This window comes from Companilactobacillus halodurans, from assembly GCF_009600985.1.
GTDB classification, from domain to species: domain Bacteria; phylum Bacillota; class Bacilli; order Lactobacillales; family Lactobacillaceae; genus Companilactobacillus; species Companilactobacillus halodurans.
The window spans coordinates 57,291-80,365 of sequence record NZ_VDFP01000002.1 but is presented as its reverse complement, the minus strand read 5'-3'; the positions used below and the strand labels follow the sequence as shown (position 1 = coordinate 80,365).

Sequence of the window (23,075 nt, the reverse complement as noted above, 5' to 3'; positions counted from 1 at the left end):
CGGCAATAAAAAGAGTGAGCATCTCTGCTCACTCATTAATCAATAATTAACTAGTAGTTAATTTAACATATATTAATTACTAAAGCAACTTATAATGCCCGTACCTAGAATAATGATAACTGATTTTCTTCCGGCATGCCATCTAAAACATGATTTTCTGTCATATATTCAATAATTGTTTTAGAAACTTTGCCTCGCGTTCCCAAATCTTGCTTAGATAAGAAAGGCTTTTCTTCTCTAGCAGCAACGATTTGTTTAGCAACGTTGTCACCCAAACCAGGAATAGCATTGAATGGAGCCAACAATGTTTTATCATCGATAATCTTAAAATTAAAGGCATCTGACTTATCCAAGTCGACCATTTTAATCGTTAGACCACGTTCTAAACATTCATTAGCTAGTTCCAAAACGGTCAATAAGTTTTTCTCTTTAGTAGAAGCATCCATCCCTTTATCATTGATAGCTTTCATAGCCGATTTAACAGCTTCTTTTCCAGTTGTCATTGCAACAAGATCGAAGTCGTCAGCACGAACAGAGAAATAAGCACTGTAGTAATAAAGTGGATAGTGTACTTTAAAGTAAGCAATTCTAAGCGCCATTAAAATATAGGCTGTCGCATGGGCCCGTGGGAACATGTATTTAATCTTCAAACAAGAGTCGATATACCAATCAGGAACATTAGCATCTTTCATCTTCTGTTTCCATTCATCAGGAATACCGCGACCCTTTCTAACATGCTCCATAATTTGAAAGGCAATTTGCGATTCCATTCCGTAGTGAATCAAATCCATCATGATATTATCACGACAACCGATAACATCTTTTAAGGTAACTATACCCTTGTCGATCAATTCTTCAGCATTACCTAACCAAACATCGGTACCGTGAGATAGACCAGAAATTTGCAACAATTCCGCAAACGTCGTTGGATGTGTTTTTTCTAACATTCCGCGAACGAAACGCGTTCCAAATTCCGGCACACCTAAAGTTCCAGTCTTAGAGAAAATTTGTTCTGGCGTAACACCTAATGAATCCGTCCCTCTAAACAATTCCATCACATCGGGATCATCAACCGGAATCGTCTTAGGGTCGATACCAGATAAATCTTGCAGCATACGAATCATCGTTGGGTCATCATGGCCTAAGATATCGAGTTTCAAGATATTATCGTGAATCGAGTGGAAATCAAAGTGGGTCGTCTTCCAAGCCGCATTTTGGTCATCAGCTGGATATTGAATAGGCGTAAAGTCAAAGATATCCATATAATCGGGCACAACAATGATACCCGCAGGATGTTGACCGGTCGTTCGCTTGACACCAGTCGAACCCTTAGCTAAACGTTCTTCTTCAGCATTGCGCAAATTCTCGCCAGTCAATTCTTCATAATTTTTTACATAACCAAAAGCTGTCCGATCGGCAATCGTACCAATCGTACCAGCGCGGAATACGTGATCTTCACCAAACAAAACTTTGGTATAGTTGTGAGCTACTGGTTGATAATCACCGGAGAAGTTCAAATCGATATCAGGAACTTTATCACCTTTGAATCCTAAGAAAGTTTCAAAGGGAATATCCTGACCATCTTTTTTCAATTCGGTACCGCATTTTGGACATTTTTTGTCTTCCAAGTCATATCCAGAACCAACTTCACCTTTAGTAAAGAATTCGGAATACTTACACTTAGGACAACGATAATGTGGTGGCAAGGGATTAACTTCAGTGATTCCTGTCATCGTCGCAACGAAACTTGAACCGACAGACCCACGGGATCCTACCAAATACCCATCTTTATTTGATTTATAAACCAAACGCTGAGCAATCAAGTAAATAACGGAGAATCCATTACCGATGATACTCTTCAGTTCTCGATCCATTCGTTTTTGAACTAACTCTGGCAATGGGTCGCCGTACAATTCGTGAGCTTTGTTCATCGTCAAATTGCGAATTTCTTCTTCAGCTCCATCCATCTTTGGAGTGTAGAGCTTGTCTTTGACCGGAGACATCTCATCAATTGAATCCATAATTTTCTTTGGATTGTCAACGATGATTTCTTGTTGAGTGGCTTTATCTAAATAACTAAATTCATCAAACATTTCATTTGTCGTTCTAAATTGCACATCAGGCAACTGCGGTCTTCTTGCCAAAGCATTACTTTTAACTGCTTTAATAACGATGTCTCGATAAACCTTATCATGAGGATCTAAATAATGAACATCACCAGTTGCCACAACTGGTTTCTTCAATTCTTTACCTAATTTAATAATATTTTTAATAATTTCTTTTAAAGCATCTTCATCTTTAATAATCTTGATATCAATCAAGTGTTGATAAAGCGAACGTGGCATAACTTCAAGATAGTCGTAATACTCAGCTAATTCTCGAGTATCATCATAACCCTTTTGCATCATACTTGTGAAGACTTCGCCGTTTTCGCAAGCTGAACCGACAATGATTCCTTCACGATATTTATTCAATAAACGACGAGGAACACGAGCTGTTCGATAATAATATTGCGTCATTGAATAAGAAACTATCTTAAACATATTCTTCAAACCGGCTTGCGTTTTGGCAATCAAGATGGCATGGCTTGGACGAGCTTGTTTATATGCATCCTCTCCACCAATATGGTCATTTAATTGATTGACATTGGTCGTTTCAAACTTATCTTCTAGCTCATCGAACAGTTTGTACATCAAGTAACCAGTGGTTTCCGCATCGGAATCGGCTCTATGGTGATGTTCCAAAACGATATTGTAACGTTTAGCCAATGAATCCAACTTATGATTCCGATATTCAGAGTGCAAAGTCCGCGACATTTCCAAAGTATCGATTACGGGCATCTGCAACCTGTCTCGATCCATTCTGGTCAAAGCGGCATTCATGAAGCCCATATCAAAGGTTACGTTGTGACCAACCAAAATGTCATCACCGATAAAGTCCATGAATTCTGACACAATCGTTTTTTCATCAGGAGCATCTTTGACCATATCGGTTGTGATACTAGTTAAATTAGTTGTCACTTCAGATAACGGATGACCCGGATTGATAAACTTATCAAAACGGTCGATTACTTTGCCATCTTTCATTTTGGTAGCACCAATTTCAATCATTGAATCATAAACTGCTGAAAGTCCAGTAGTTTCAGTATCAAAAATAACGTATTCTGCACCCTTGAGTTCTTGATCACGAAGATTAAAGGCAATAGGATTGCCCTCGTCAACCAAGTCAATTTCAACGCCGTAACCAATTTTAACGCCAAACTTTTTACCTGCATTATAGGCTTCTGGAAAGGCTTGAAGAGCATGATGGTCAGTGATAGCAATCGCTGGTTGACCCCATTCGCTAGCTCGTTTGATAAGTTTCGTGGCACTAGGAATAGCGTCCATTTGACTCATATTAGTGTGCGCATGCAATTCGATTCGCTTATTATCTTCATCAGCTGTATCTTGACGAGACTGATGTTTAATAACATTGATATCGTTAGCCATAATGACCAATTCACGCGAAAAGTTGTCTTCTTGAACATTCCCACGCACTCGAATCCAGGCTTCCTCATCTAAATTATCAAAGAATTTTTCATCATCTTCGCCGTTGGAAAATTTCTTGATACTAAATGATGAAGTATAGTCGGTCACTTTTAATATCAACAAAGAACGCCCGGATTTTAATTTACGGACTTCTTTGTCGAAGATATGTCCTTCAACTACTTTATTGCGGTCTTCTTCAACTATATCAACCATTTGCGTGATTTCCTGGTCATCAGAAATCTTGCGTCCAACTTTTGAAACATTCCCTGCTGGCTTGGCAGCTTTTTTCTCGCTGACTTCTTTAGCCTTAGCTTGAAATTTCTTGGTCTTCTCAGCATTGGCAGCTTTTAAGGCGACTTCTTTAGTTTGCGACTTGACTTCATCAATATTCGTCCGAATTTTAAAATCTGGAAAACCCAAGCTAGTATATTCTGACTGCAAGCCATTGATTAGTTTGCCATCGACAAAATCAGCCATGAAACTATTAGAAACATCTAAAAAGACCTGTCCATTTTCAATTCGAGGCGGCGTTTGACTGATTTTATCGATTACCATCGGAGAATCGATATCAGCATCATTGAGAACATAATTCCAATAATCCTTAATATCGTTTTCCTTCAATTGAGCTTGCGTCGTTGAAATCTCAAAATTAACTTGAGCGATTCCTTCAAAACTAGCTTTTAAGGCTTTCACAAAAATCATAAATTCCTTAAATGGAATCACGTCTTTGAATTCAAAATAGAATGTCCAACGTTTACTATTTTTATGAACTTCTAATTTATCTAATTTACCATCAGCAAATGAATTGTCAGGACCTAAAAGGTCATTGAGCTTGATTTGCTTAATTAAAATTTCAAAAAGTTGTTTTGTATCTGACATATTCTATCCTTTACAAATAAAAAAGGCCTAAGCCTCATTACTGATTCTTAAGCAATATTTTTACTGAATTTACTAATTCATCTTTACTTACTTCAATTGTTTCACCAGTACTTCTAATCTTTAGTTCCACAATTTGGTCTGCTGCTTTCTTACCAACAGTGATTCTGATTGGAATACCAATCAAATCTGAATCGGCAAATTTAACACCAGGACGTTCTTTTCGATCATCAAGGAGAACATCATAACCTTCATCTTGTAACAATTCAACAATCTCATCGCTGAGTTTTCCTTGAACATCGTTATTGTATTTAATTGGCACAACGTGAACTTGGTATGGAGCCAAACTTTCAGGCCAAATAATACCATTTTCGTCGCTATGTTGTTCAATAATAGCTGACAACAAACGAGAAATTCCGATACCATAGCATCCCATGATCAATGGATTTGATTTTCCATTTTCATCTAGGAAGTTAGCACCTAAAGCTTTGGAGAACTTTGTACCCAATTTGAAGATATGACCAATTTCAATACCACGAGTAAATTTGATTTGGCCGTGACCATCAGGTGAAGTTTCATCCTCTTTGATGACACGTAAATCTCTAAATTCTGGCATTTCAGCAGTGATATCTTCAAAGTTTGCGTTGATAAAGTGACGATCCGCTTTGTTAGGACCAACCACGAAATTCATCAAGCCAACTAATGAACTATCATAAAGAACTTTAACATTTTCATCAATGCCCTTAGGACCAATAAATCCAGGAACACTGTGGAAAACATCTTTAACTTCATCAGGAGTTGCTTCACGTAAGAAGTCACAACCTAAATAGTTCTTCAATTTAACATCGTTAACATCATAATCGCCACGAATCATAACCATGACAGGTTCATCGTCAGCTATATAAGCAACAGCTTTCATGATACGTTTTGATTCAACTTTTAATAATTCAGCAAGACTTTCGATGGTGTGAACGTCAGGAGTATCAACCTCTTCAATTTCTTTTTTATCCTCTTTAGGATTTTCTTCCATCTTGCTTGCGGCCATTTCAAGGTTAGCAGAATAATCAGAATCGTCTGAATAAGCAATCGTATCTTCACCGATAGCAGCAATAGCAGAGAATTCTTTTGAATCTGTTCCACCCATAGCTCCAGCATCACCAATAATAGCACGATAATTCAAGCCACAAATATCAAAGATATTACGATAAGCTTGTTCCATCTGATTGAAAATTACGTCTAATTGTTCTTTGTTAGCTGTAAATGAATAAGCATCTTGCATCAAGAATTCACGACCACGGAGCAATCCGTAACGTGGACGGTCTTCATCACGATATTTCATTTGCATTTGATACAAAATAAGAGGCAATTTCTTGTAACTATTTAAACCTTCTTTAACTACACTTGTAAAAGTTTCTTCATGTGTAGGTCCTAAAACAAACTCACGGTCATGACGATCCTTTAATTTGAAAAGATTATCGCCATATGTTTCATAACGACCACTTTCCTTCCACAAATCAGCAGGCAAGATTGCTGGCATTTGCATTTCAACACCATCAACCTTTTCCATTTCTTTGCGAATAACATCTTCAATCTTACGAATTACTGACCAAGCTAATGGTAAGTAACTGTAGACACCAGCAGAAACTTGTCTAACATAACCGGCTCTCAGCATCAACTGGTGACTGATAGCCTCAGCATCTGAAGGAGTTTGTTTCAACGTTGGAATATATAATTTTGATTGTTTCAAGTCTTTTTATCCCCCTATTTTATAAAGAAACGCTGAATATCATTCCAAGTGACAGCAATCATCAACAGAACTAAAATTCCAACACCGATTAGAGTGATGACATTTTCATACTGTTCTGGAATTGGTTTTCTTCTGATTGCTTCAACAATATTCATTAAAATCTTTCCACCATCTAAGGCAGGAATTGGAATCAAATTAACGATTCCTAAGTTCATCGACAACATCGAAGTGAATAAAACAATATTAAGCAAGCCTTGCGAAGCCACTTTTGAAGTCATGGAATAAATTCCGACTGGACCCGACAATTGATTAATATTGAATCCACCTGATACCATCTTTCCTAAAGCTTGGAAAATCATTACGGTCGTTCCCCAACTGTAAGTGAAGCCATACTTGATTTTTGCCATTGCACTTGAATCACGCTTTGGAATAATCCCAATCAAGCCATACTTTTGTCCACCAGATTTAACTGTTTTTGGCGTCAATTTAACGTTTCTGACTTTTTTACCAGATTGAACTTTCAAAGTAATCTTTTTACTAGGATTATTTTGAATATTCTCTGACAAAGCCGTCCATGAACTAGTATTTTTCCCATTAACGCTTAGGATTGTATCATTTACTTTTAAACCAGCTTCTTGAGCAACTGAATTCTTTTGGATTTGACCTAATTGATTAGTTGCTACGCCGTTCATCATAAAAGCAGCAATGATTGCTGCGACGATTGCCAGAATAAAATTATTAAATGGTCCAGCAAAGTTTGTGATCATTCGTTTCCAAACAGAAACTGATTGCAGCTGCACATCCCGTGGCGCAATCTGAACTTCTGTTCCATCTTCTTCAACGATTGTTGCATCATGGTCGACAGAATACTTTTTAGTAACTGTCTCATCACCATTTTCGTAGCCTTCGACTACTAGATCATCAACAAGGTCAGCCTTGGAGATTTGAACTGGAACCGCGTTTGCATCATAAACCTTACTGGAAGTTATTATCTTTGTTACTTTATTGTCATCATTTAAAACTAGAGATGCCATCGTTCCTGGTTGAATCTCGGAATCATCTTCTTGGGCACCTGCCATACGAACATATCCACCTAAAGGTAAAAGTCTCAAAGTATATGTCGTATGATTTTTTCTGTACGCCACAATTTTAGGCCCCATACCAACAGAAAATTCCCGAACTAAGATTCCGGATTTTTTTGCTGCGTAATAGTGCCCAAATTCATGAACAATTACTAGAATTCCAAAAACGATTATAAATGTAATTATCGCGGTCATTTTAACCTCCACGAGCTGTTTATACTAAACCAAAAATGTGTAGCAACGGTAGTACGATCAACATACTATCGAATCGATCCAAAATCCCACCATGACCCGGTAAGATATTTCCTGAATCTTTTACTTTGTAAAAACGTTTATAGGCTGATTCGATCAAATCGCCCATTTGTCCCATGATTGAAAGTACAAAAGCAATCATTAACATAGTAACCATTGAATACTCTTGTGGGACGAAATACATATAAACTCCAGAAAGAATCAATGCCATAATTATACCAGCAATTGTTCCTTCCCAAGTCTTATTTGGACTGATAGCAGGCCATAACTTGTGCTTACCAATCTTGCGACCAAACGTATAAGCAAATATATCAGTTGACCAAACAACTATCAAGGCATACATCAACAAACCAAGACCTGGATCAGAATTTCTCACTGCTGCTAAATAGTGAAAACCAGTTCCGATATAAAGCATTGAAGCAATCGAAACCCCAGCATCTTCAAAGTTAAATTTATTTTTACTCAAAACTGTAATCACTAATAAGATTACGGCAAATATATAAAATAAATCTAATCGTGAAAAGTGAGTTGGCAACCAGCCACTGTAAAATCCATTTGGTACTACTAAAGCTAATGTTCCCAAAATAGTAACTAAGAAATCAATGGAAACAATAATTCTCTTACGCATAATATAAATCTCAAATACGCCAACTAAGGCTAAAGCAGCTGCAGCTACTTCAAGCCAGATTCCGCCTGCCAGCAATATGGGAATAAAAATTGCTAAGGCAATAACGGCGGTAATTACTCGTTGTTTCATAATTTTCCCCCAAATTAACTAAACTGACCCAAAGCGACGATCTCTGCGATCGAACTCCTTAATATCTGCAATCAAATTATCAACAGAATATTCTGGCCAGTATGTCTTATCAAAAATCATTTCTGAATAAGCCAATTGCCACAGCATAAAATTAGAGATTCTCTCTTCTCCACTTGTTCTAATCAACAAATCAGGATCTGCGAGTTCTCCTAACTGCTTAGTCAACAACTGTTCAGCAAACATTGAATCATCTATTTTATCAGGATCTATTGACCCATCAGCTGCCTTACGAGCCAAATTTTTTGCAGCATTAATAATTTCGGCACGACCACCATAATTAAAAGCAAAGTTGAGGATCATCCCAGTATTATCCTTTGTGTCCTCAACTGCTTTCAATACTACTTTTCTGGTTCTATCAGGTAAATGATCAGTAAATCCAGTCACTAGTACTTTAATATTCTCTTTAATTAGATCCGGCATGAATGTTCCAAAAAAATCTACGGGGAGCTTCATCAAGAAATTTACTTCTTTACTAGGGCGACTCCAATTCTCAGTTGAAAAAGCGTATAGACTCAAAACTTTTACACCTAAATGACTAGCTGCTGTAGCAATCGTCTTAACGTTATTCATGCCTTCTTTGTGTCCAGCAATCCTTGGTTGACCCTTTTTTTTAGCCCAACGACCATTACCATCCATAATGATAGCAACGTGTTTAGGAATAGACATTTCTGGATCTAATTGTTCTTTAATTTCTGTCATGAAGAGATTATCCCTCAGTGATTTCTTTTTCTTTATCTGCTGCAACTTTATCAATATCAGCAATCGCTGCATCAGTTACTTTTTGAACATCTTTTTCCAAAGTATGGAATTCATCCTCAGTTACATCATTAGCCTTTAATTGCTTCTTTAAGTCGTCCATAGCCTCACGACGAACATTCCTAACGGCAATACGGCCACCTTCAGCCTCTTTACCTACTTCTTTAGCAATTTCTTTTCTACGTTCACCTGTGAGTTGTGGAATGACCAAACGAATAACAGTTCCATCGTTAGCTGGATTCAAGCCAAGATCAGCTGAATTGATAGCATGTTCAATGTCATCAAGTGATGATTTGTCATAAGGAGTGACCATTAGAACACGTGCTTCAGGAATATTGATTGAAGCAACTTGATTCAATGGTACTTCAGTTCCATAATACATAACTCTAACATTATTCAAAATTGAAGCATTAGCTTTACCAGCACGAATATTGCTCAAGTCATGCTTTAAAACATCAATTGATTTGTTCATGTTTTCTTTAGCTTTTGTTATCGCTTTATTTGTCATCATTACCACCCTTTATAATTGTTCCGATATTTTCTCCTTGAACAACCTTTTTGATATTTTCAGGTTTATTCAAGTTGAATACGATCAATGGAATGTTGTTATCCATTGATAGCGATGAAGCAGTTGTATCCATAACACCCAAGTTCTTATTGATAATATCAAGTTGTGTTAATTCAGAATACTTCTTAGCTTTTGGATCTTTCTTAGGATCAGCTGAATAAACGCCATCAACATTATTCTTAGCCATCAAAATAACGTCAGCTTCAATTTCAGCAGCACGTAAGACAGAAGTAGTATCAGTTGAGAAGTAAGGATTACCTGTACCACCAGCAAAAATCACTACACGGCCTTTTTCTAGATGTCTAACAGCTTTTCTTCTAATGTATGGTTCTGCAACTTGACGCATTTCGATTGATGTTTGAACACGAGTTGGAACGCCAATGTGTTCAAGACCATCTTGTAAAGCCAAGCCGTTCATAACTGTAGCCATCATTCCCATGTAGTCAGCCTGAGCACGATCCATTCCCATTTCAGCACCAGTTTCACCGCGCCAGATATTTCCGCCACCACAGACGATTGCAATTTGTACACCTAAGTCATGGATACTTTTAACTTGTTCAGCAATTTTCTTGATGACAGGTGGGTTAATGCCAAAACCCTTTTCTCCAGCTAAGGCTTCACCGGAAACCTTTAAAATTATTCTTTTATACTTGATATCAGGCATAAGTACTCTCCTTTAATTTTGCTATTAAACATTTTAACATATTCACTACACTAAATTTATCTAATCACTATTTTTAAATAAAAAAAGCGAAGATACAACCCTTTATACAAGAAAAGGCCGTTTAATTCACAATGAATTAAGCGACCTTTCTCAAAAATGTATGATTTATTACTTCATTTGGTTCTTTACTTCTTCAGCAAAGTCTTCTTGTTTCTTTTCGATTCCTTCGCCAACTTCAAAGCGAACGAATGAAACTAATTTACTATTCTTTGATTCAACAAATTGTTGAACAGTCATATCTGAATCCTTAACAAATTCTTGGTCAGCCAAACTAATTTCTGACAAGTACTTGTTTACACGGCCTTCAACGATTCTTGGAATAATCTTTTCAGGTTTACCTTCAGACTTTGTTTCTTCAGTGAAAATCTTCTTTTGATGATCAAGAACATCGCTAGGAACTTGTTCACGAGTCATGTATTCAGGGTTGATGGCAGCAACGTGCATTGCAACGTCTCTAGCAGCATCTTCATCAGAGCCTTCAAGAGTAACGATAGCACCGATCAAACCACCATTGTGTAGATATGAACCGAATACTTGTGAGTCAGTCTTATCAAGAACCTTGAAGCGTCTCAAGGAAATCTTTTCACCGATAACAGCTGTTAAGCCTGTGATAGCATCGTTAACAGTTCCATCATCAAGCTTCAAAGCCATAGCTTCGTCCATTGTCTTTGGTTCGTTTTCAACGATAACTTTACCAATCTTATTTACAAGGTCTTTAAACTTATCATTTGTTGAAACAAAGTCAGTTTCTGAATTAACTTCAATAATAGCAGCTTTGTTACCTGAAACTTCGATATGTGCTAAACCTTCAGCAGCGATGTTTCCACTCTTCTTAGCAGCTTTAGCAATACCTTTTTCACGAAGTTTGTCGATAGCTTCTTGCATATCGCCGTCAGCAGCAACCAATGCTTTTTTAGCATCCATCATACCAACACTTGTCTTATCACGTAATTCTTTAACTTGAGCAGCAGTAATTTTAGCCATTCGTAAATCCTCCAGTCGTATAAATAAAGCCATCTTGCACAGATGACTCTATTTTACGGATATTATTTATTATTTGTTGTCTTCATTATTACTTGTGTTTTTTGATTCTTCAAGATTTTCGATTGATTTTGCATCAGCAGCATCATCGTTTGAATCCTTTGCATCATCCTTCTTACCATCTTTAAAATCAGCATCAGTGATGTTTTCTTCACCTTGCTTACCTTCAACGATTGCATCAGCCATCTTAGATGTGATTAATCTAACGGCACGAATAGCATCATCGTTTGAAGGAATGATAACATCGATAGGATCTGGATCTGTGTTTGTATCAACCATAGCTACGATAGGAATATTAAGTTTCTTAGCTTCGTTAACAGCAATGTTTTCCTTGTGAGGGTCAACAATAAACATAACATCAGGGATTCTTGGCATATCTTCGATACCACCAAGGAATTTCTCTAACTTAGCTTCTTGCTTTTCAAGCAAAGCAACTTCCTTCTTAGGTAGACGATCAAAAGTACCATCTTGTGACATAGCCTTGATGTCCTTTAATCTCTTGATACGTTTTTGGATTGTGTTCCAGTTAGTCAAAGTTCCACCTAACCAACGGTGGTTAACGTAGTATTGACCGGCACGTGTTGCTTCTTCAGCAATAGCGTCTTGGGCTTGTTTTTTAGTACCAACGAATAGGAAAATACCATCATCACCGGCAACAGCCTTCATATAGTTGTATGCATCATCAATCATGCGTACAGTCTTTTGTAAATCAATGATGTAAATACCATTTCTTTGTGTAAAGATAAATGGCTTCATCTTTGGGTTCCATCTTCTTGTTTGGTGACCGAAATGTACACCGGCTTCAAGAAGTTGTTTCATAGAAATAACTGACATAAAAAGTTCCTCCTGGTTTTTACCTCCACTTAAATCTTATTCGATCAAAACGCGACTCGCGCACCGTCAACCGAATCATTAAGTGTGTGTATTCAATACAAACAAATATTATAAGGGAAGACTATCGTTAAATCAAGTAGTCACGCCAATTTATTCCATTACTTTTTAGCAAGCTTTCCTTTTGTTGGCGCGACAATTTTTTTATAGCAATTTCTCGTTTCAATGCTTGCGACTTATTGGCTAATTTTTCTTGATACATTAATTTAACTGGTCGTCTAGTCTTGGTATACTTAGCACCCTTGCCTGCATTGTGAGTTGCGACCCGTTTTTTTACATCATTGCTCGTACCTGTATAAAAAGTTTGGTCGCTACATAATAATATATAGACAAAATATTGATTATTTTCCATTGATTAATAAACTGGCCTCTTTGCTTAATTGATGATTATCATCATAAATCACTAAATCTGGTTCAACTTTTAACGAAGCCTCTTTAACTGTTTTAACAGCATCTATTAAAACTAAATTGGCATCCTGATCTTTTTTCGAACGAACAAAACGCATCCGTTTGGCTTGAATCTTTTGTTGTGCCATAATAGTCAGCAACTCGCTTAAGCGTTCTGGGCGATAAACTAAATAAGCATGCGAGTTTTCTTTCAACATAATCTTAATTGTCGTTAGAATAATTTCTAAATTAGTTTTAATTTCATGTCGAGCAATCGCCAAAACTTGATTATCTTTTAAGACTGTTTGTTTGGAAACTTTAAAATATGGTGGATTGCAGACAATCGTATCAATCGTGTCATGGTCAAAATATTGCGGTAACTTTTTTAAATCATCATTGATCGAATGAACTTGGTCCTGCAAATGATTATCTTCAATACTTTGACTGGCTAATTTTGACAGCTGGCTTTGAATTTCAACTAAATAAATTTGAGCCTTAGTTTTTGAAGCTAGTGAGAGACCAATTGCCCCATTTCCTGAACATAGATCAACAATTTTGCCTTTTTTTGCTGGTTTAGCAAAATTATAGAGTAAAATAGTATCAAGATTAAATGAGTAAAGTTTTTTATCCTGATTAATGATAATTCCGCTATTGGAAATAATATCTTGAGAATTAATCGACATGCTGCACCTTCTTTGTGGTATTTTAAATAAGTGAAAATTATTTTTGGGAGAATGATATTTTTATGTTTTATAAAGCTATTCGTATATTTGTCCGTGGCCTAATTTTTCTATTAAACGGTCACTTTGATGTTGTCGGTAAAGAAAACTTGCCTGACAAACCTTATATTTTAGTTGCTCCACATAGAACTTGGTGGGAGCCAATTTTCTTCGCACTAGTAATTGCACCACGTGATGCCACATTTATGGCAAAAAAAGAACTTTTTAAAAATCCAATCTTGCGTTTCATTTTACTTCACGCTCACGCTTTTGCGGTTGACCGAAAACACCCTGGACCATCAGCTATCAAAATACCAGTTAAGGCCTTAAAAAAACAAGGTCGAGTCTTAATCATGTTTCCATCTGGTACCCGCTACTCGGAAGAATTAAAGGGCGGTGCTTCATTAATTGCCAAATTGTCAAAAGCACCTTTGGTGCCCTTTGTTTATCAAGGACCCTTAACTTTCGGCGGCCTATTGAAGCATCAAAAAATTACCGTCGGAATTGGACCAGAAATCGATTTTGATTTCAAAGCTAAATTAGATGAGAAACAAACTAAACAAGTCAATGATGACATGGAAAAAGCTTGGGACCAAATTGATCAAGAAATCAATCCTGATTTTGATTATGTCCCACCTAAAAAGAAACATTAATTTATTATATAACAATAAAAAAACTTTTGAACCATCAAAAAAACCGTTAATTCTAATAGAATTAGCGGCTTTTTTAGTTTAAAGAGCATTTTTACCGATGTCGGTTCGATAAGAAATATTCTCTTGATTCATTTTTTCTAAATTCTGATAAATTAAATCTTGTGCATCTTTTAAAGTTTTAGCCTTTGTTTGCATTAAATAAAGACGACCACCATTACTGATTAAACGGTGATTTTCTTTTCTAACGCCAGCAAAGTTGATTGACAATGGACAATTTTTAAAATCATCGACGCTTCCTAAATCACCAAAGATAGGTTTTTGAGGATAACCTTTACTGACAGCAAAGACTCCTAAATTCAAATTATTTTCTTCCCAATCAATTTGAGAAATCTTTTTGTGATTCAAAATAGAAACGATTATTTCAGTCAAACTAGTTTTCAATCTTGGCAAAACGACTTCCGTTTCCGGATCTCCAAAACGAGCATTGAATTCAATTACCTTGATGCCCTTTTTTGTCAAAATCAAACCAGCATAAACTATCCCGGTATATTTAATACCTTGTTGATATAATTCTTTGACAAAGGGTTCTAATACTTCATCGATTGCTTGTTGCGTGATTTGTGTTGAAATATTAGGCACCGGACAAATTGCCCCCATACCACCAGTATTTGGACCTTGGTCATCGTTATAGATTTTCTTATAGTCTTGTGCAATTGGCATGGGATAAAATCTTTTGTGGTCAACGAAGGCCATTAATGAAAATTCTTCACCCAACAAGAATTCCTCAATAACAACTTTTCTCGTATTGAACTTATGTCCATCCAATAATTCACTAACGGTATTTTTAGCATCAGCAAGATTTTGGGAAATATAAACTCCCTTACCGGCAGCTAAACCGTCTGCTTTAATGACAATCGGAAAATCTGCTTCATTTGTCAAATACTCAATCGCATCTTCGAGTTTAGTAAATTCCTGATATTTGGCTGTGGCAATTTTAGCATCAGCCATTATTTTTTTAGTAAACGACTTGGATCCTTCGATTTGAGCGCCTTTTTTATTGGGGCCAAAAATTTTTAATTTTCTTTCTTTAAAAAAGTCAACAATGCCGTTAACTAATGGCTCTTCTGGACCCACAATCGTAAAATCAATATTGTTAGTTTGAACAAAATTGGTCAAATGAGAAAAATCATCTTCATCGATTGAAATAGTTTTGATTCCTGATAAGCGCATGCCATCATTTCCTGGAGCACAAAAAACTGTATTAGTTGGTTCTTTCAAAAGAGTTTTGCAAATTGCATCTTCTCGACCTCCGGAACCAATAACTAGTATCTTCATTAAATCACCTCTTAGTGTTTGAAGTGTCTTCTGCCTGTGAAGACCATAGCGATGCCATGTTCATTGGCCATGTCGATTGAATCTTGATCCTTGATGGAACCACCAGGTTGGACAATAGCAGTGATATTATGTTCAGCTGCATATTGGACACAGTCATCCATGGGAAAGAAGGCATCAGAAGCCATAACAAGCGGTGAATGCTGTGTAGCTTGTTCTTCTTGTTCGATAGCAATCTTAACGGAACCGATTCGATTCATTTGACCGGCGCCAATTCCCAAAGTCTTATCAGTTGTTGAAATAACAATCGCATTACTCTTAACATGCTTAACGATTCTTTGACCAAACAAGAGAGCTTTCATTTCTTCATCAGTTGGGGCCTTTTCAGTAACAACCTTAAATTCTGATAATTGATCAACGGTCGTATCACGTTCTTGAACTAATAAACCACCCATAACTGAAACGTATTCATGCTTTTGAGCATCCTTAGCTTTTGAGAAGTCCAAAGTTAATAGACGAATATTTTTCTTAGCCTCAAGGATTTCAAGTGCTTCATCTGAGAAACTTGGTGCAATCACGATTTCAAGGAAAATCTTGTGCATTTCTTCAGCAATTTCTTTAGTTACTTCGCGGTTAACAGCTACGATTCCACCAAAAATCGACATCGTATCAGCGGTATAAGCTTTTCTCCAGGCTTGATAAATTGATTCGTCATCGACACCAACGCCACAAGGGTTCATGTGTTTCAAAGCGGCCACGCAAGGTTCTTTGAAGTCAGCCACGATTCTTAAAGCAGCATCAGCATCTTTAATATTATTGAATGATAATTCTTTACCGTGCAATTGTTTAGCTGAAGCGATGGAATATTCAAATGGCATCGCACTCTTATAAAAGGCAGCTTTTTGATGAGAGTTTTCACCATAACGTAATTCTTGGTGATAATCGTAACCTAAAACTTCTACATCAGGGAATTCGTCGCCATTCAAATCAGTCAAGTAGTGACCAATGATACTGTCATATTCAGCTGTATGTCTAAATGCTTTAGCAGCCAAACGACGTCTCAAAACTAAATCGTCATCATTTGACTTGATACTTTCTAGCACTGTTTCATAATCATTAGCATCGATCACAACGTAAACGCTCTTGAAATTCTTTGAAGCGGAACGAATCATAGAGGGACCACCGATATCGATTTGTTCAATGGCTTGTTCTGGTGTTACGTCAGCTTTAGAAATAGTTTCCTTGAATGGATATAAGTTAACGCAAACTAAATCAATCGTTTCAATATTCAATTTTTCCAAAGTCTTCATGTGTTCAGGATTGTCGCGCTTAGCAAGTAAACCAGCATGTACTACTGGATGAAGCGTCTTAACACGACCGTCGAGGATTTCAGGGAATTTAGTTACTTCGTCAATTTCAATTACATCAACATCATTTTCTTGCAATTTCTTGTAAGTACCACCAGTTGAAATAATTTCATAACCATTAGCAATTAAGCCCTTAGCAAATTCCACAACACCTGTTTTATCTGAAACACTGATCAATGCTCTCTTCATTATTTATCTACTCCATTATTTTTTATTTAATAGATCAAGAATTACTCTGCGATACATCTGATGTTCCGTTTGGTGAATTCGTTGTTCAAAACTTTCTTCGGTATCACCTTGTAAACGAATCACGCGATTTTGTTTGATGATAGGACCAGTATCGACTCCTTCATCAATATAATGAATCGTCACGCCCCCATCTTCTCCAGCAGCAAATGTACGTTCAATTGCTTCTAAACCAGAATATTTTGGTAAGAGCGATGGATGAATATTGATGATTTTATTAGGATAAGCTCCCAGTAAAACCTTTGTAACTACTTTCATATAGCCTGCTAACAAAATATAATCCACTTGATAAGGCTGAAGCTTTTCAATAATGGCTTTTTCATAAAGGCCCCGGTTGTCATAATCAGACAATTTATTAACAAAGACCGGAATTTGATACTTTTCTGCTCGTTGAATGACATGTGCATTCGGCTGATCACAAACTAAGATTTCAATTTGTAGTCCCGCAGCTTTCAGTTCTTTTGAACTAGCAATAGCTTCAAAGTTGCCGCCATTTCCAGAGGCAAAAATTGCTACTTTCACAGTTTTTCCCCCTTTAAAACTAAACTAGCTTTTGTTTTTGGAACTAACTCGCCAATCGTGTAAGCGACAGTTTGATTTTCATTCAATAAATCTAGAACTTCGATTTCTTTTGATTTATCAACTGCTAAAACCATCCCGATACCCATATTGAAAATATGGTACATATCGTCCAGTTTTAATTGACCATATTTTTGCAAGATATTAAATATCTCAAGTTCAGGCCAAATATCAACGTTGATTTCTGCTGCTAAGTCATCCGGCAACATCCGAGGAATATTCTCGTAAAATCCGCCACCAGTAATATGAGATATTCCCTTAATCAATCTTTCATCTAATAAGGGAACGATGTCTTGAACATAGATTCTCGTTGGGGTTAACAGCATTTCACCAAGAGTTTTCTTAGGTGCTTCTGGCAAAATGTTTTCCATCGTGAAATCATGGTCTTCAAAGAAAATCTTTCTCACAAGCGAATAACCGTTGGAATGAATCCCGCTAGATTTCAAACCAATCAAAACATCGTTAGCTTTGAGGTTTTCTTTTTGCAAAAGGTCGTCCTTTTCACAAATACCGACGCTGAATCCAGCAATATCATAATCATTTTTGCCATATACGCCAGGCATTTCAGCTGTTTCTCCGCCAATTAAATTAGCATTAGCCAAATTGCAGCCAGCTATCACGCCTTTAAGGATTTCTTCAACTTTTTGGTCAACCTTACCAGTAGAAATATAATCAAGAAAATACTGCGGCGTTGCCCCTTGAGACAAGATATCGTTGACGCACATTGCGACACAGTCGATTCCAATCGTGTCCCACTTCTTAGCTTGATTAGTTAAGAGCAATTTCGTTCCTACGCCATCATCGCTTGAAACGAGAACAGGATGTTGATAACCTTCGGGAATTTCATAAATACCACCGAAATTTCCGATGTTTCCATTATTGTTGGTGTGCTGTTTGACAAACTTAGAAATCTTATAGCCTGACTCAACATTCACGCCAGCATCTTGATAGGGATTAGACATTTTTCGTCCTCCTTATTTTTTTGACTCATAATCATAGAGATAAGTTGGATAATCACCATTGAAATAAGACATGTCAAGGCCAGTATATGGTGCATCGGCATTCATCCCAATAGCATCGATCAAACCTTTTTCACTCAAGAATTCTAAGGAATCGGAGCCAAACATTTCATTCATTTCAGCAATACTCTTATGAGCCGCAATCAATTCGCTTTTTTCTTGGATGTCGATTCCATAAAAACAAGGATGCATAAATCTTGGTGAGGCAATTCTTAGATGAACTTCAGTTGCTCCGGCGTCACGCAATAATTGCACGATATAAGCACAGGTTGTTCCTCGAACTATTGAGTCATCGACTAAAATTACGCGTTTTCCTTCAACGACACCTTTAACGGCTGCTAATTTTTGACGAACGCTTTTTTCTCGTAATTCCTTAGTTGGTTGAATAAATTCTCGACCCATATATTGGTTTTTGATTAAGCCCATTTCGTAAGGCAGACCGCTTGCTTCAGCGTAACCACTAGCGGCTGACAATGAAGAATTAGGAACGCCGACAACGATATCTCCAAGTGCATCAGCTTCTTTAGCTAAATTAGCCCCCATACGTTTACGAGCTGAATGGACGTTGATTCCTAAAATATTGGAATCTGGTCGAGCAAAGTAGATGAATTCCATAGAGCAGATAGCCAATTGTGTTTTATCTGTCCACTTGTCGATATCCATCCCTTGATCAGTAATGGTAATCAATTCACCAGGCAACACATCTCTAACAAAAGTTGCTCCAACGGCATCCAAAGCACAAGTTTCACTGGCTACAACGTAACCGCCATTATCTAATCTTCCAATTGATAAAGGACGAAATCCATGTGAATCTAAAGCTAAGATCAAAGCGTCTTTTGTAAGCAAGATATAGGCAAAGCCACCTTGAATCTTATTGAGCGATTCAATCAAGCGCTGGTGTAAAGTTGGTTGATTGGATTGTTTAACTAAATGAATCAATACTTCTGAATCAGAACTCGATTTAAAGATATGACCTTTTTCTTCGAGTTCTTTTTTTAGAGTAAAAGCATTTGTTAGATTACCATTATGAGCTAAAGCAATCTGGCTATCGGTAAAATCGAATAGTAGAGGTTGCACATTTTCAATCTTGTTTTCACCTGCTGTTGAATAACGAACGTGGCCAATAGCAGAATTCCCCACTAAACTATTCAAATATTCAGGCTTAGAAAAAACTTGTGTCAACAATCCTAAATTACGATAAGTTCGCAATTTTTTACCATCGTTAGCAACGATTCCGGCCCCTTCTTGACCACGATGTTGCAAACTGTGCAAACCTAAATAAGTTAGGTAATTCGCATTTTCAGCGCCCCAGACGCCAAAAACCCCACATTCTTCATTTAAACTCTTTACTTCATTGAGCACGCAATCGCCTCTTTCCAATTAGTTGCTGCCTTTTTGCCATCAATCATGACAGCTTCATTAGCAGTTTTAACGTTAAAAATTGGTTCGTTAGTAACTTTTCCTAAACATTCAAAATTTTGTTGAATTAATTTTTCAAATTTAAATTGGTCTTCTGGAGCTACTGAAACTAAGAAGCGAGATTGTGATTCTGAGAACAGTTGGGCTGATGTTAAGCCAGTTGAGATTTCAAAGCCCAAATGATTGTCAAAAGCAGATTCTGAAAGAGCAATCGCTAATCCACCTTCCGAAACATCATGAACGCTCTTGACCAATTTTTGACTGATTGCGCGTCTAATTAAGTCTTGGTGAAGTCGTTCTCGGTTCAAATCAAGATCTCTAAGTCCACCTTTTAGTTCACCCAATTGTTCCATTTGAATCTCTGAACCATTGAAATCATCTTCTGTCTTACCAAAAAGATAAATTAAGTCGCCGGCAGATTTGAAATCACTCGTCATTAAATCGTCGATATCTGTCAATAGGCCGACCATTCCAACCATCGGACTAGGATAAATTGCCACATCGTTGTATTCGTTATAGAGTGACACATTACCTGAAATTACTGGTGTATCAATTGCTTCACAGGCACTAGCGATTCCTTGAACGCTTTGGTCCAGTTCCCAAAAGACTTCAGGATTTTCGGGATTTCCATAATTCAAGCAATCGGTTATTCCGATTGGCAATGCTCCAGTGGCAACAATATTTCGGGCAGCTTCCATTACGGCGATTTGGCCACCAACGTATGGATCGAGGTAAACATATTTGGAATTGCTATCGTTAGTCATCGCAATAGCTTTTTTTGTTCCACGAATTCGAACGACGCCACTGTCGCCGCCAGGCCTTATCAAGGTATTAGCCTTAACTTGTGAGTCATAAGTTTGATAGAAGTGTTTTTTACTGGCGATATTTGGACGTCGCAACATCTTGTTCCAAGTTTCTTCCAGTGAATTAACTTCAGGAATGAAATGATAATCTTTATCTTGATCAATTCTTGCCGGTTGTTTTTCTGCTCGATCATATTCAGGAACGTCTTCTGTCAAACTATCGACTGGAATATCAGTGACCAAAATATTTTGATGATAAATCTTATACTGCTTATCACTAGTTACTCGACCAATAATAACGGCATCTAATTCATAATTTTTAAAGAAACGAATAACCTCATCGCCAAATTCTGGCTTAACGCACAAGACCATTCTTTCTTGTGATTCTGAAAGCATCATTTCATAAGCCGTCATTTCAGTTTCACGTTGTGGCACTTTGTCTAAATTCAAAACTAGACCGCTGCCAGCTTTTGAAGCCATTTCAGCAGTTGAAGAAACTAATCCAGCTGCTCCCATGTCTTGAATTCCTAAGACCCAGTTTGGATGTTTCGCAATAATTTCGACACAGGCATCCATCAATAATTTTTCAATAAAAGGATTACCAACTTGAACGGCAGAACGTTGCTTATTCTTGGTATCTGTAAATTCGTCAGAAGCAAAAGTTGCACCATGAATTCCATCACGTCCAGTCTTTGCTCCAACATAGATGATTAAATTATTATCGCCGCTAGCAGTTCCTGGTTTGAAATCGACATTGTTCAATAAACCCACGCACATGGCGTTAACAAGTGGATTTTGTTCATAGCAATCTTCAAAAGAGATTTCGCCACCCACTGTTGGCAAACCAATACAATTTCCGTAACCACCGATTCCAGCAACTACTTCATTGACCAAGTGCTTCGTATGACCATTATTCATTGGTCCAAATTTCAAACTATTCAAAAGTGCAATTGGTTGAGCGCCCATTGAGAAAATATCTCTGATAATTCCACCAACACCTGTCGCTGCACCTTGATAAGGTTCAACAGCTGATGGGTGATTGTGACTTTCAGCCTTGAAAACGACCGCTTGGTTATCGCCAATATCAAGAATCCCAGCATCCTCACCAGGACCTGCTAGAACGCGGCTGCTCTTATTAGGCATTTTTCGTAAAACCTTTTTCGAGTTCTTATAAGAACAGTGTTCACTCCACATAACTGAGTAGAGACCAGTTTCAGTGTAATTGGGTAATCTTTGAAGGATTTTTTCACTGATTAAGTCATATTCAGAGTCTGTTAAGCCCCATTGTTGATATAATTTTTGGTCTTTGATTTGTTTTGGAGTAGGTTCAGCCATTAATTATTCACCTTTACTTGATAATTGATAATCGATTGGAAAAGTTTTAAGCCATCGTCAGAACCAAGAATTTTTTCGATTGCTCGTTCTGGGTGAGGCATCATTCCTAAAACATTCTTTTGCTTATTCAAAACCCCAGCAATTTGGTCGACGGAGCCATTAACATTGTCGCCATATTGAAAGGCAATTTGATTATTTTCTTTCAATTCTTTTAAAGTAGCTTCATCGCAATAATAACGACCTTCACCATGAGCTACGGGAATTCTGATTTTCTTACCAGCTTGATAAAGATTCGTAAATGGCGTCTGATCATTGATAACTTTCAAAGCGACTGTTTCACAGATAAAACGTCCTTGTTCGTTTTTAATCAAAGCCCCAGGAAGAAGTCCTAATTCAGTTAAAATTTGAAAACCATTGCAAACTCCGAAAACAACTTTTCCTTCATTTGCAAAACGAATAATTTCTTTCACGATTGGTGCATGAACTGCAATTGCACCGCTTCTTAAATAGTCGCCATAAGAAAAGCCACCTGGAATCAAAACACCATCAAAGCCTTCTAGGCTAGTCTTTCTGTAATCAACTAATTCAACTTCTTCTTTGATTCCGTCGCGAATGGCATAATATAAATCCATATCGCAATTAGAACCGGGAAAATTAATGACCGCAAACTTCATTTATTCTCCCTCCAAAATCTCATAACGATAAGTTTCCACGTTAGGATTGGCGAGTAAATCATCACAAATCAAATCAACATCTTTTTCCAAATTTGCGTAATCATTTTCAAATTTCAATTCAAAATATTTACCCATATGGACATCAGAGATTTGGTTGTAACCCATAGTTTGAATGGCAGACTTAATTGCCTCTCCTTGCGCGTCCAAAACAGATTCTTTCAAGGTAACGTAAACTTTAACTAATTTCATCTTCTTCTCCTA

Annotated in this window: 20 protein-coding genes; 1 reads left to right on the top strand and 19 read right to left on the bottom strand. The window is 37.1% G+C overall.

The genetic code is table 11. The features are described 5' to 3' along the window. Positions 1-104: 104 nt before the first annotated feature. The 11 genes from FHL06_RS01720 to FHL06_RS01670 form a co-directional block, all read right to left on the bottom strand. Positions 105-4,406 carry a PolC-type DNA polymerase III gene (locus tag FHL06_RS01720; RefSeq protein WP_153384523.1) on the bottom strand — a complete coding sequence of 1,434 codons (4,302 nt, stop codon included), beginning with the start codon at positions 4,404-4,406 and terminating at the stop codon, positions 105-107. Between the two features lie 37 nt (positions 4,407-4,443). Next, a complete protein-coding gene (locus FHL06_RS01715; protein ID WP_153384522.1) occupies positions 4,444-6,150 on the bottom strand; it encodes a proline--tRNA ligase in 1,707 nt (568 codons plus the stop codon). A 14-nt stretch (positions 6,151-6,164) separates the two neighbouring features. After that, positions 6,165-7,427: an RIP metalloprotease RseP gene (gene rseP, locus FHL06_RS01710; RefSeq protein WP_153384521.1), complete on the bottom strand. Its 1,263-nt coding sequence runs from the start codon at positions 7,425-7,427 to the stop codon at positions 6,165-6,167. Between the two features lie 19 nt (positions 7,428-7,446). Continuing rightward, positions 7,447-8,241, bottom strand: coding sequence for a phosphatidate cytidylyltransferase (locus tag FHL06_RS01705; protein WP_153384520.1), 795 nt, complete (start codon positions 8,239-8,241; stop codon positions 7,447-7,449). 18 nt (positions 8,242-8,259) lie between these two features. After that, complete coding sequence (locus tag FHL06_RS01700) at positions 8,260-9,000, bottom strand: isoprenyl transferase (protein WP_153384519.1); 741 nt, start codon at positions 8,998-9,000, stop codon at positions 8,260-8,262. 7 nt (positions 9,001-9,007) lie between these two features. After that, positions 9,008-9,565 (bottom strand): ribosome recycling factor, encoded by a 558-nt coding sequence (frr, locus tag FHL06_RS01695; RefSeq protein ID WP_153384518.1) that lies wholly within the window; start codon positions 9,563-9,565, stop codon positions 9,008-9,010. Then, positions 9,555-10,289: a UMP kinase gene (gene pyrH, locus FHL06_RS01690; RefSeq protein ID WP_153384517.1), complete on the bottom strand. Its 735-nt coding sequence runs from the start codon at positions 10,287-10,289 to the stop codon at positions 9,555-9,557. The genes frr and pyrH overlap by 11 nt, the downstream gene beginning before the upstream one ends. 168 nt (positions 10,290-10,457) lie before the next feature. Continuing rightward, positions 10,458-11,333, bottom strand: a complete 876-nt coding sequence (gene tsf, locus FHL06_RS01685) for a translation elongation factor Ts (RefSeq protein WP_153384516.1) — start codon at positions 11,331-11,333, stop codon at positions 10,458-10,460. A 69-nt stretch (positions 11,334-11,402) separates the two neighbouring features. Next, entirely contained in the window at positions 11,403-12,224 is an 822-nt protein-coding gene (gene rpsB / locus FHL06_RS01680; protein WP_153384515.1) for a 30S ribosomal protein S2, read from the bottom strand. Between the two features lie 127 nt (positions 12,225-12,351). After that, positions 12,352-12,633, bottom strand: coding sequence for a GIY-YIG nuclease family protein (locus tag FHL06_RS01675; protein ID WP_153384514.1), 282 nt, complete (start codon positions 12,631-12,633; stop codon positions 12,352-12,354). Next, a complete protein-coding gene (locus FHL06_RS01670) occupies positions 12,623-13,351 on the bottom strand; it encodes a tRNA1(Val) (adenine(37)-N6)-methyltransferase (protein WP_153384513.1) in 729 nt (242 codons plus the stop codon). Before FHL06_RS01670 ends, FHL06_RS01675 begins: the two co-directional genes overlap by 11 nt. 62 nt (positions 13,352-13,413) lie before the next feature. On the opposite strand from FHL06_RS01670, the gene FHL06_RS01665 reads away from it, so the two are divergent. Next, positions 13,414-14,040, top strand: a complete 627-nt coding sequence (locus FHL06_RS01665) for a lysophospholipid acyltransferase family protein (protein ID WP_153384512.1) — start codon at positions 13,414-13,416, stop codon at positions 14,038-14,040. Between the two features lie 78 nt (positions 14,041-14,118). Here FHL06_RS01665 and purD read toward each other — a convergent pair whose 3' ends face one another. From purD to purS, 8 genes are read right to left on the bottom strand one after another with little or no spacing between them, the layout of a single operon-like run. After that, a complete protein-coding gene (gene purD / locus FHL06_RS01660; RefSeq protein WP_153384511.1) occupies positions 14,119-15,375 on the bottom strand; it encodes a phosphoribosylamine--glycine ligase in 1,257 nt (418 codons plus the stop codon). Between the two features lie 11 nt (positions 15,376-15,386). Beyond that, on the bottom strand, positions 15,387-16,928 hold the full coding sequence (gene purH, locus FHL06_RS01655) for a bifunctional phosphoribosylaminoimidazolecarboxamide formyltransferase/IMP cyclohydrolase (RefSeq protein WP_153384510.1): 1,542 nt from the start codon (positions 16,926-16,928) through the stop codon (positions 15,387-15,389). A gap of 15 nt (positions 16,929-16,943) precedes the next feature. Beyond that, entirely contained in the window at positions 16,944-17,507 is a 564-nt protein-coding gene (purN, locus tag FHL06_RS01650; RefSeq protein ID WP_162000182.1) for a phosphoribosylglycinamide formyltransferase, read from the bottom strand. Then, positions 17,504-18,526 (bottom strand): phosphoribosylformylglycinamidine cyclo-ligase, encoded by a 1,023-nt coding sequence (gene purM, locus FHL06_RS01645; RefSeq protein ID WP_153384509.1) that lies wholly within the window; start codon positions 18,524-18,526, stop codon positions 17,504-17,506. Before purM ends, purN begins: the two co-directional genes overlap by 4 nt. Positions 18,527-18,538: 12 nt before the next feature. After that, complete coding sequence (purF, locus tag FHL06_RS01640) at positions 18,539-19,945, bottom strand: amidophosphoribosyltransferase (protein ID WP_162000183.1); 1,407 nt, start codon at positions 19,943-19,945, stop codon at positions 18,539-18,541. After that, positions 19,930-22,140 carry a phosphoribosylformylglycinamidine synthase subunit PurL gene (gene purL / locus FHL06_RS01635; RefSeq protein WP_153384507.1) on the bottom strand — a complete coding sequence of 737 codons (2,211 nt, stop codon included), beginning with the start codon at positions 22,138-22,140 and terminating at the stop codon, positions 19,930-19,932. The genes purF and purL overlap by 16 nt, the downstream gene beginning before the upstream one ends. After that, a complete protein-coding gene (purQ, locus tag FHL06_RS01630) occupies positions 22,140-22,814 on the bottom strand; it encodes a phosphoribosylformylglycinamidine synthase subunit PurQ (protein WP_153384506.1) in 675 nt (224 codons plus the stop codon). Before purQ ends, purL begins: the two co-directional genes overlap by 1 nt. Then, positions 22,815-23,063 (bottom strand): phosphoribosylformylglycinamidine synthase subunit PurS, encoded by a 249-nt coding sequence (gene purS, locus FHL06_RS01625; protein ID WP_153384505.1) that lies wholly within the window; start codon positions 23,061-23,063, stop codon positions 22,815-22,817. Positions 23,064-23,075: the final 12 nt, after the last annotated feature.

Bases quoted from the DNA above. Each gene is read 5' to 3' on its own strand.
- tsf (WP_153384516.1), bottom strand. From the start codon at position 11,333: ATGGCTAAAATTACTGCTGCTCAAGTTAAAGAATTACGTGATAAGACA.
- FHL06_RS01720 (WP_153384523.1), bottom strand. From the start codon at position 4,406: ATGTCAGATACAAAACAACTTTTTGAAATTTTAATTAAGCAAATCAAG.
- FHL06_RS01670 (WP_153384513.1), bottom strand. From the start codon at position 13,351: ATGTCGATTAATTCTCAAGATATTATTTCCAATAGCGGAATTATCATT.
- FHL06_RS01705 (WP_153384520.1), bottom strand. From the start codon at position 8,241: ATGAAACAACGAGTAATTACCGCCGTTATTGCCTTAGCAATTTTTATT.
- purQ (WP_153384506.1), bottom strand. From the start codon at position 22,814: ATGAAGTTTGCGGTCATTAATTTTCCCGGTTCTAATTGCGATATGGAT.
- rpsB (WP_153384515.1), bottom strand. From the start codon at position 12,224: ATGTCAGTTATTTCTATGAAACAACTTCTTGAAGCCGGTGTACATTTC.
- pyrH (WP_153384517.1), bottom strand. From the start codon at position 10,289: ATGCCTGATATCAAGTATAAAAGAATAATTTTAAAGGTTTCCGGTGAA.
- purH (WP_153384510.1), bottom strand. From the start codon at position 16,928: ATGAAGAGAGCATTGATCAGTGTTTCAGATAAAACAGGTGTTGTGGAA.
- purD (WP_153384511.1), bottom strand. From the start codon at position 15,375: ATGAAGATACTAGTTATTGGTTCCGGAGGTCGAGAAGATGCAATTTGC.
- frr (WP_153384518.1), bottom strand. From the start codon at position 9,565: ATGACAAATAAAGCGATAACAAAAGCTAAAGAAAACATGAACAAATCA.
- FHL06_RS01665 (WP_153384512.1), top strand. From the start codon at position 13,414: ATGTTTTATAAAGCTATTCGTATATTTGTCCGTGGCCTAATTTTTCTA.
- purL (WP_153384507.1), bottom strand. From the start codon at position 22,140: ATGGCTGAACCTACTCCAAAACAAATCAAAGACCAAAAATTATATCAA.
- purS (WP_153384505.1), bottom strand. From the start codon at position 23,063: ATGAAATTAGTTAAAGTTTACGTTACCTTGAAAGAATCTGTTTTGGAC.
- rseP (WP_153384521.1), bottom strand. From the start codon at position 7,427: ATGACCGCGATAATTACATTTATAATCGTTTTTGGAATTCTAGTAATT.
- FHL06_RS01700 (WP_153384519.1), bottom strand. From the start codon at position 9,000: ATGACAGAAATTAAAGAACAATTAGATCCAGAAATGTCTATTCCTAAA.
- purM (WP_153384509.1), bottom strand. From the start codon at position 18,526: ATGTCTAATCCCTATCAAGATGCTGGCGTGAATGTTGAGTCAGGCTAT.
- FHL06_RS01675 (WP_153384514.1), bottom strand. From the start codon at position 12,633: ATGGAAAATAATCAATATTTTGTCTATATATTATTATGTAGCGACCAA.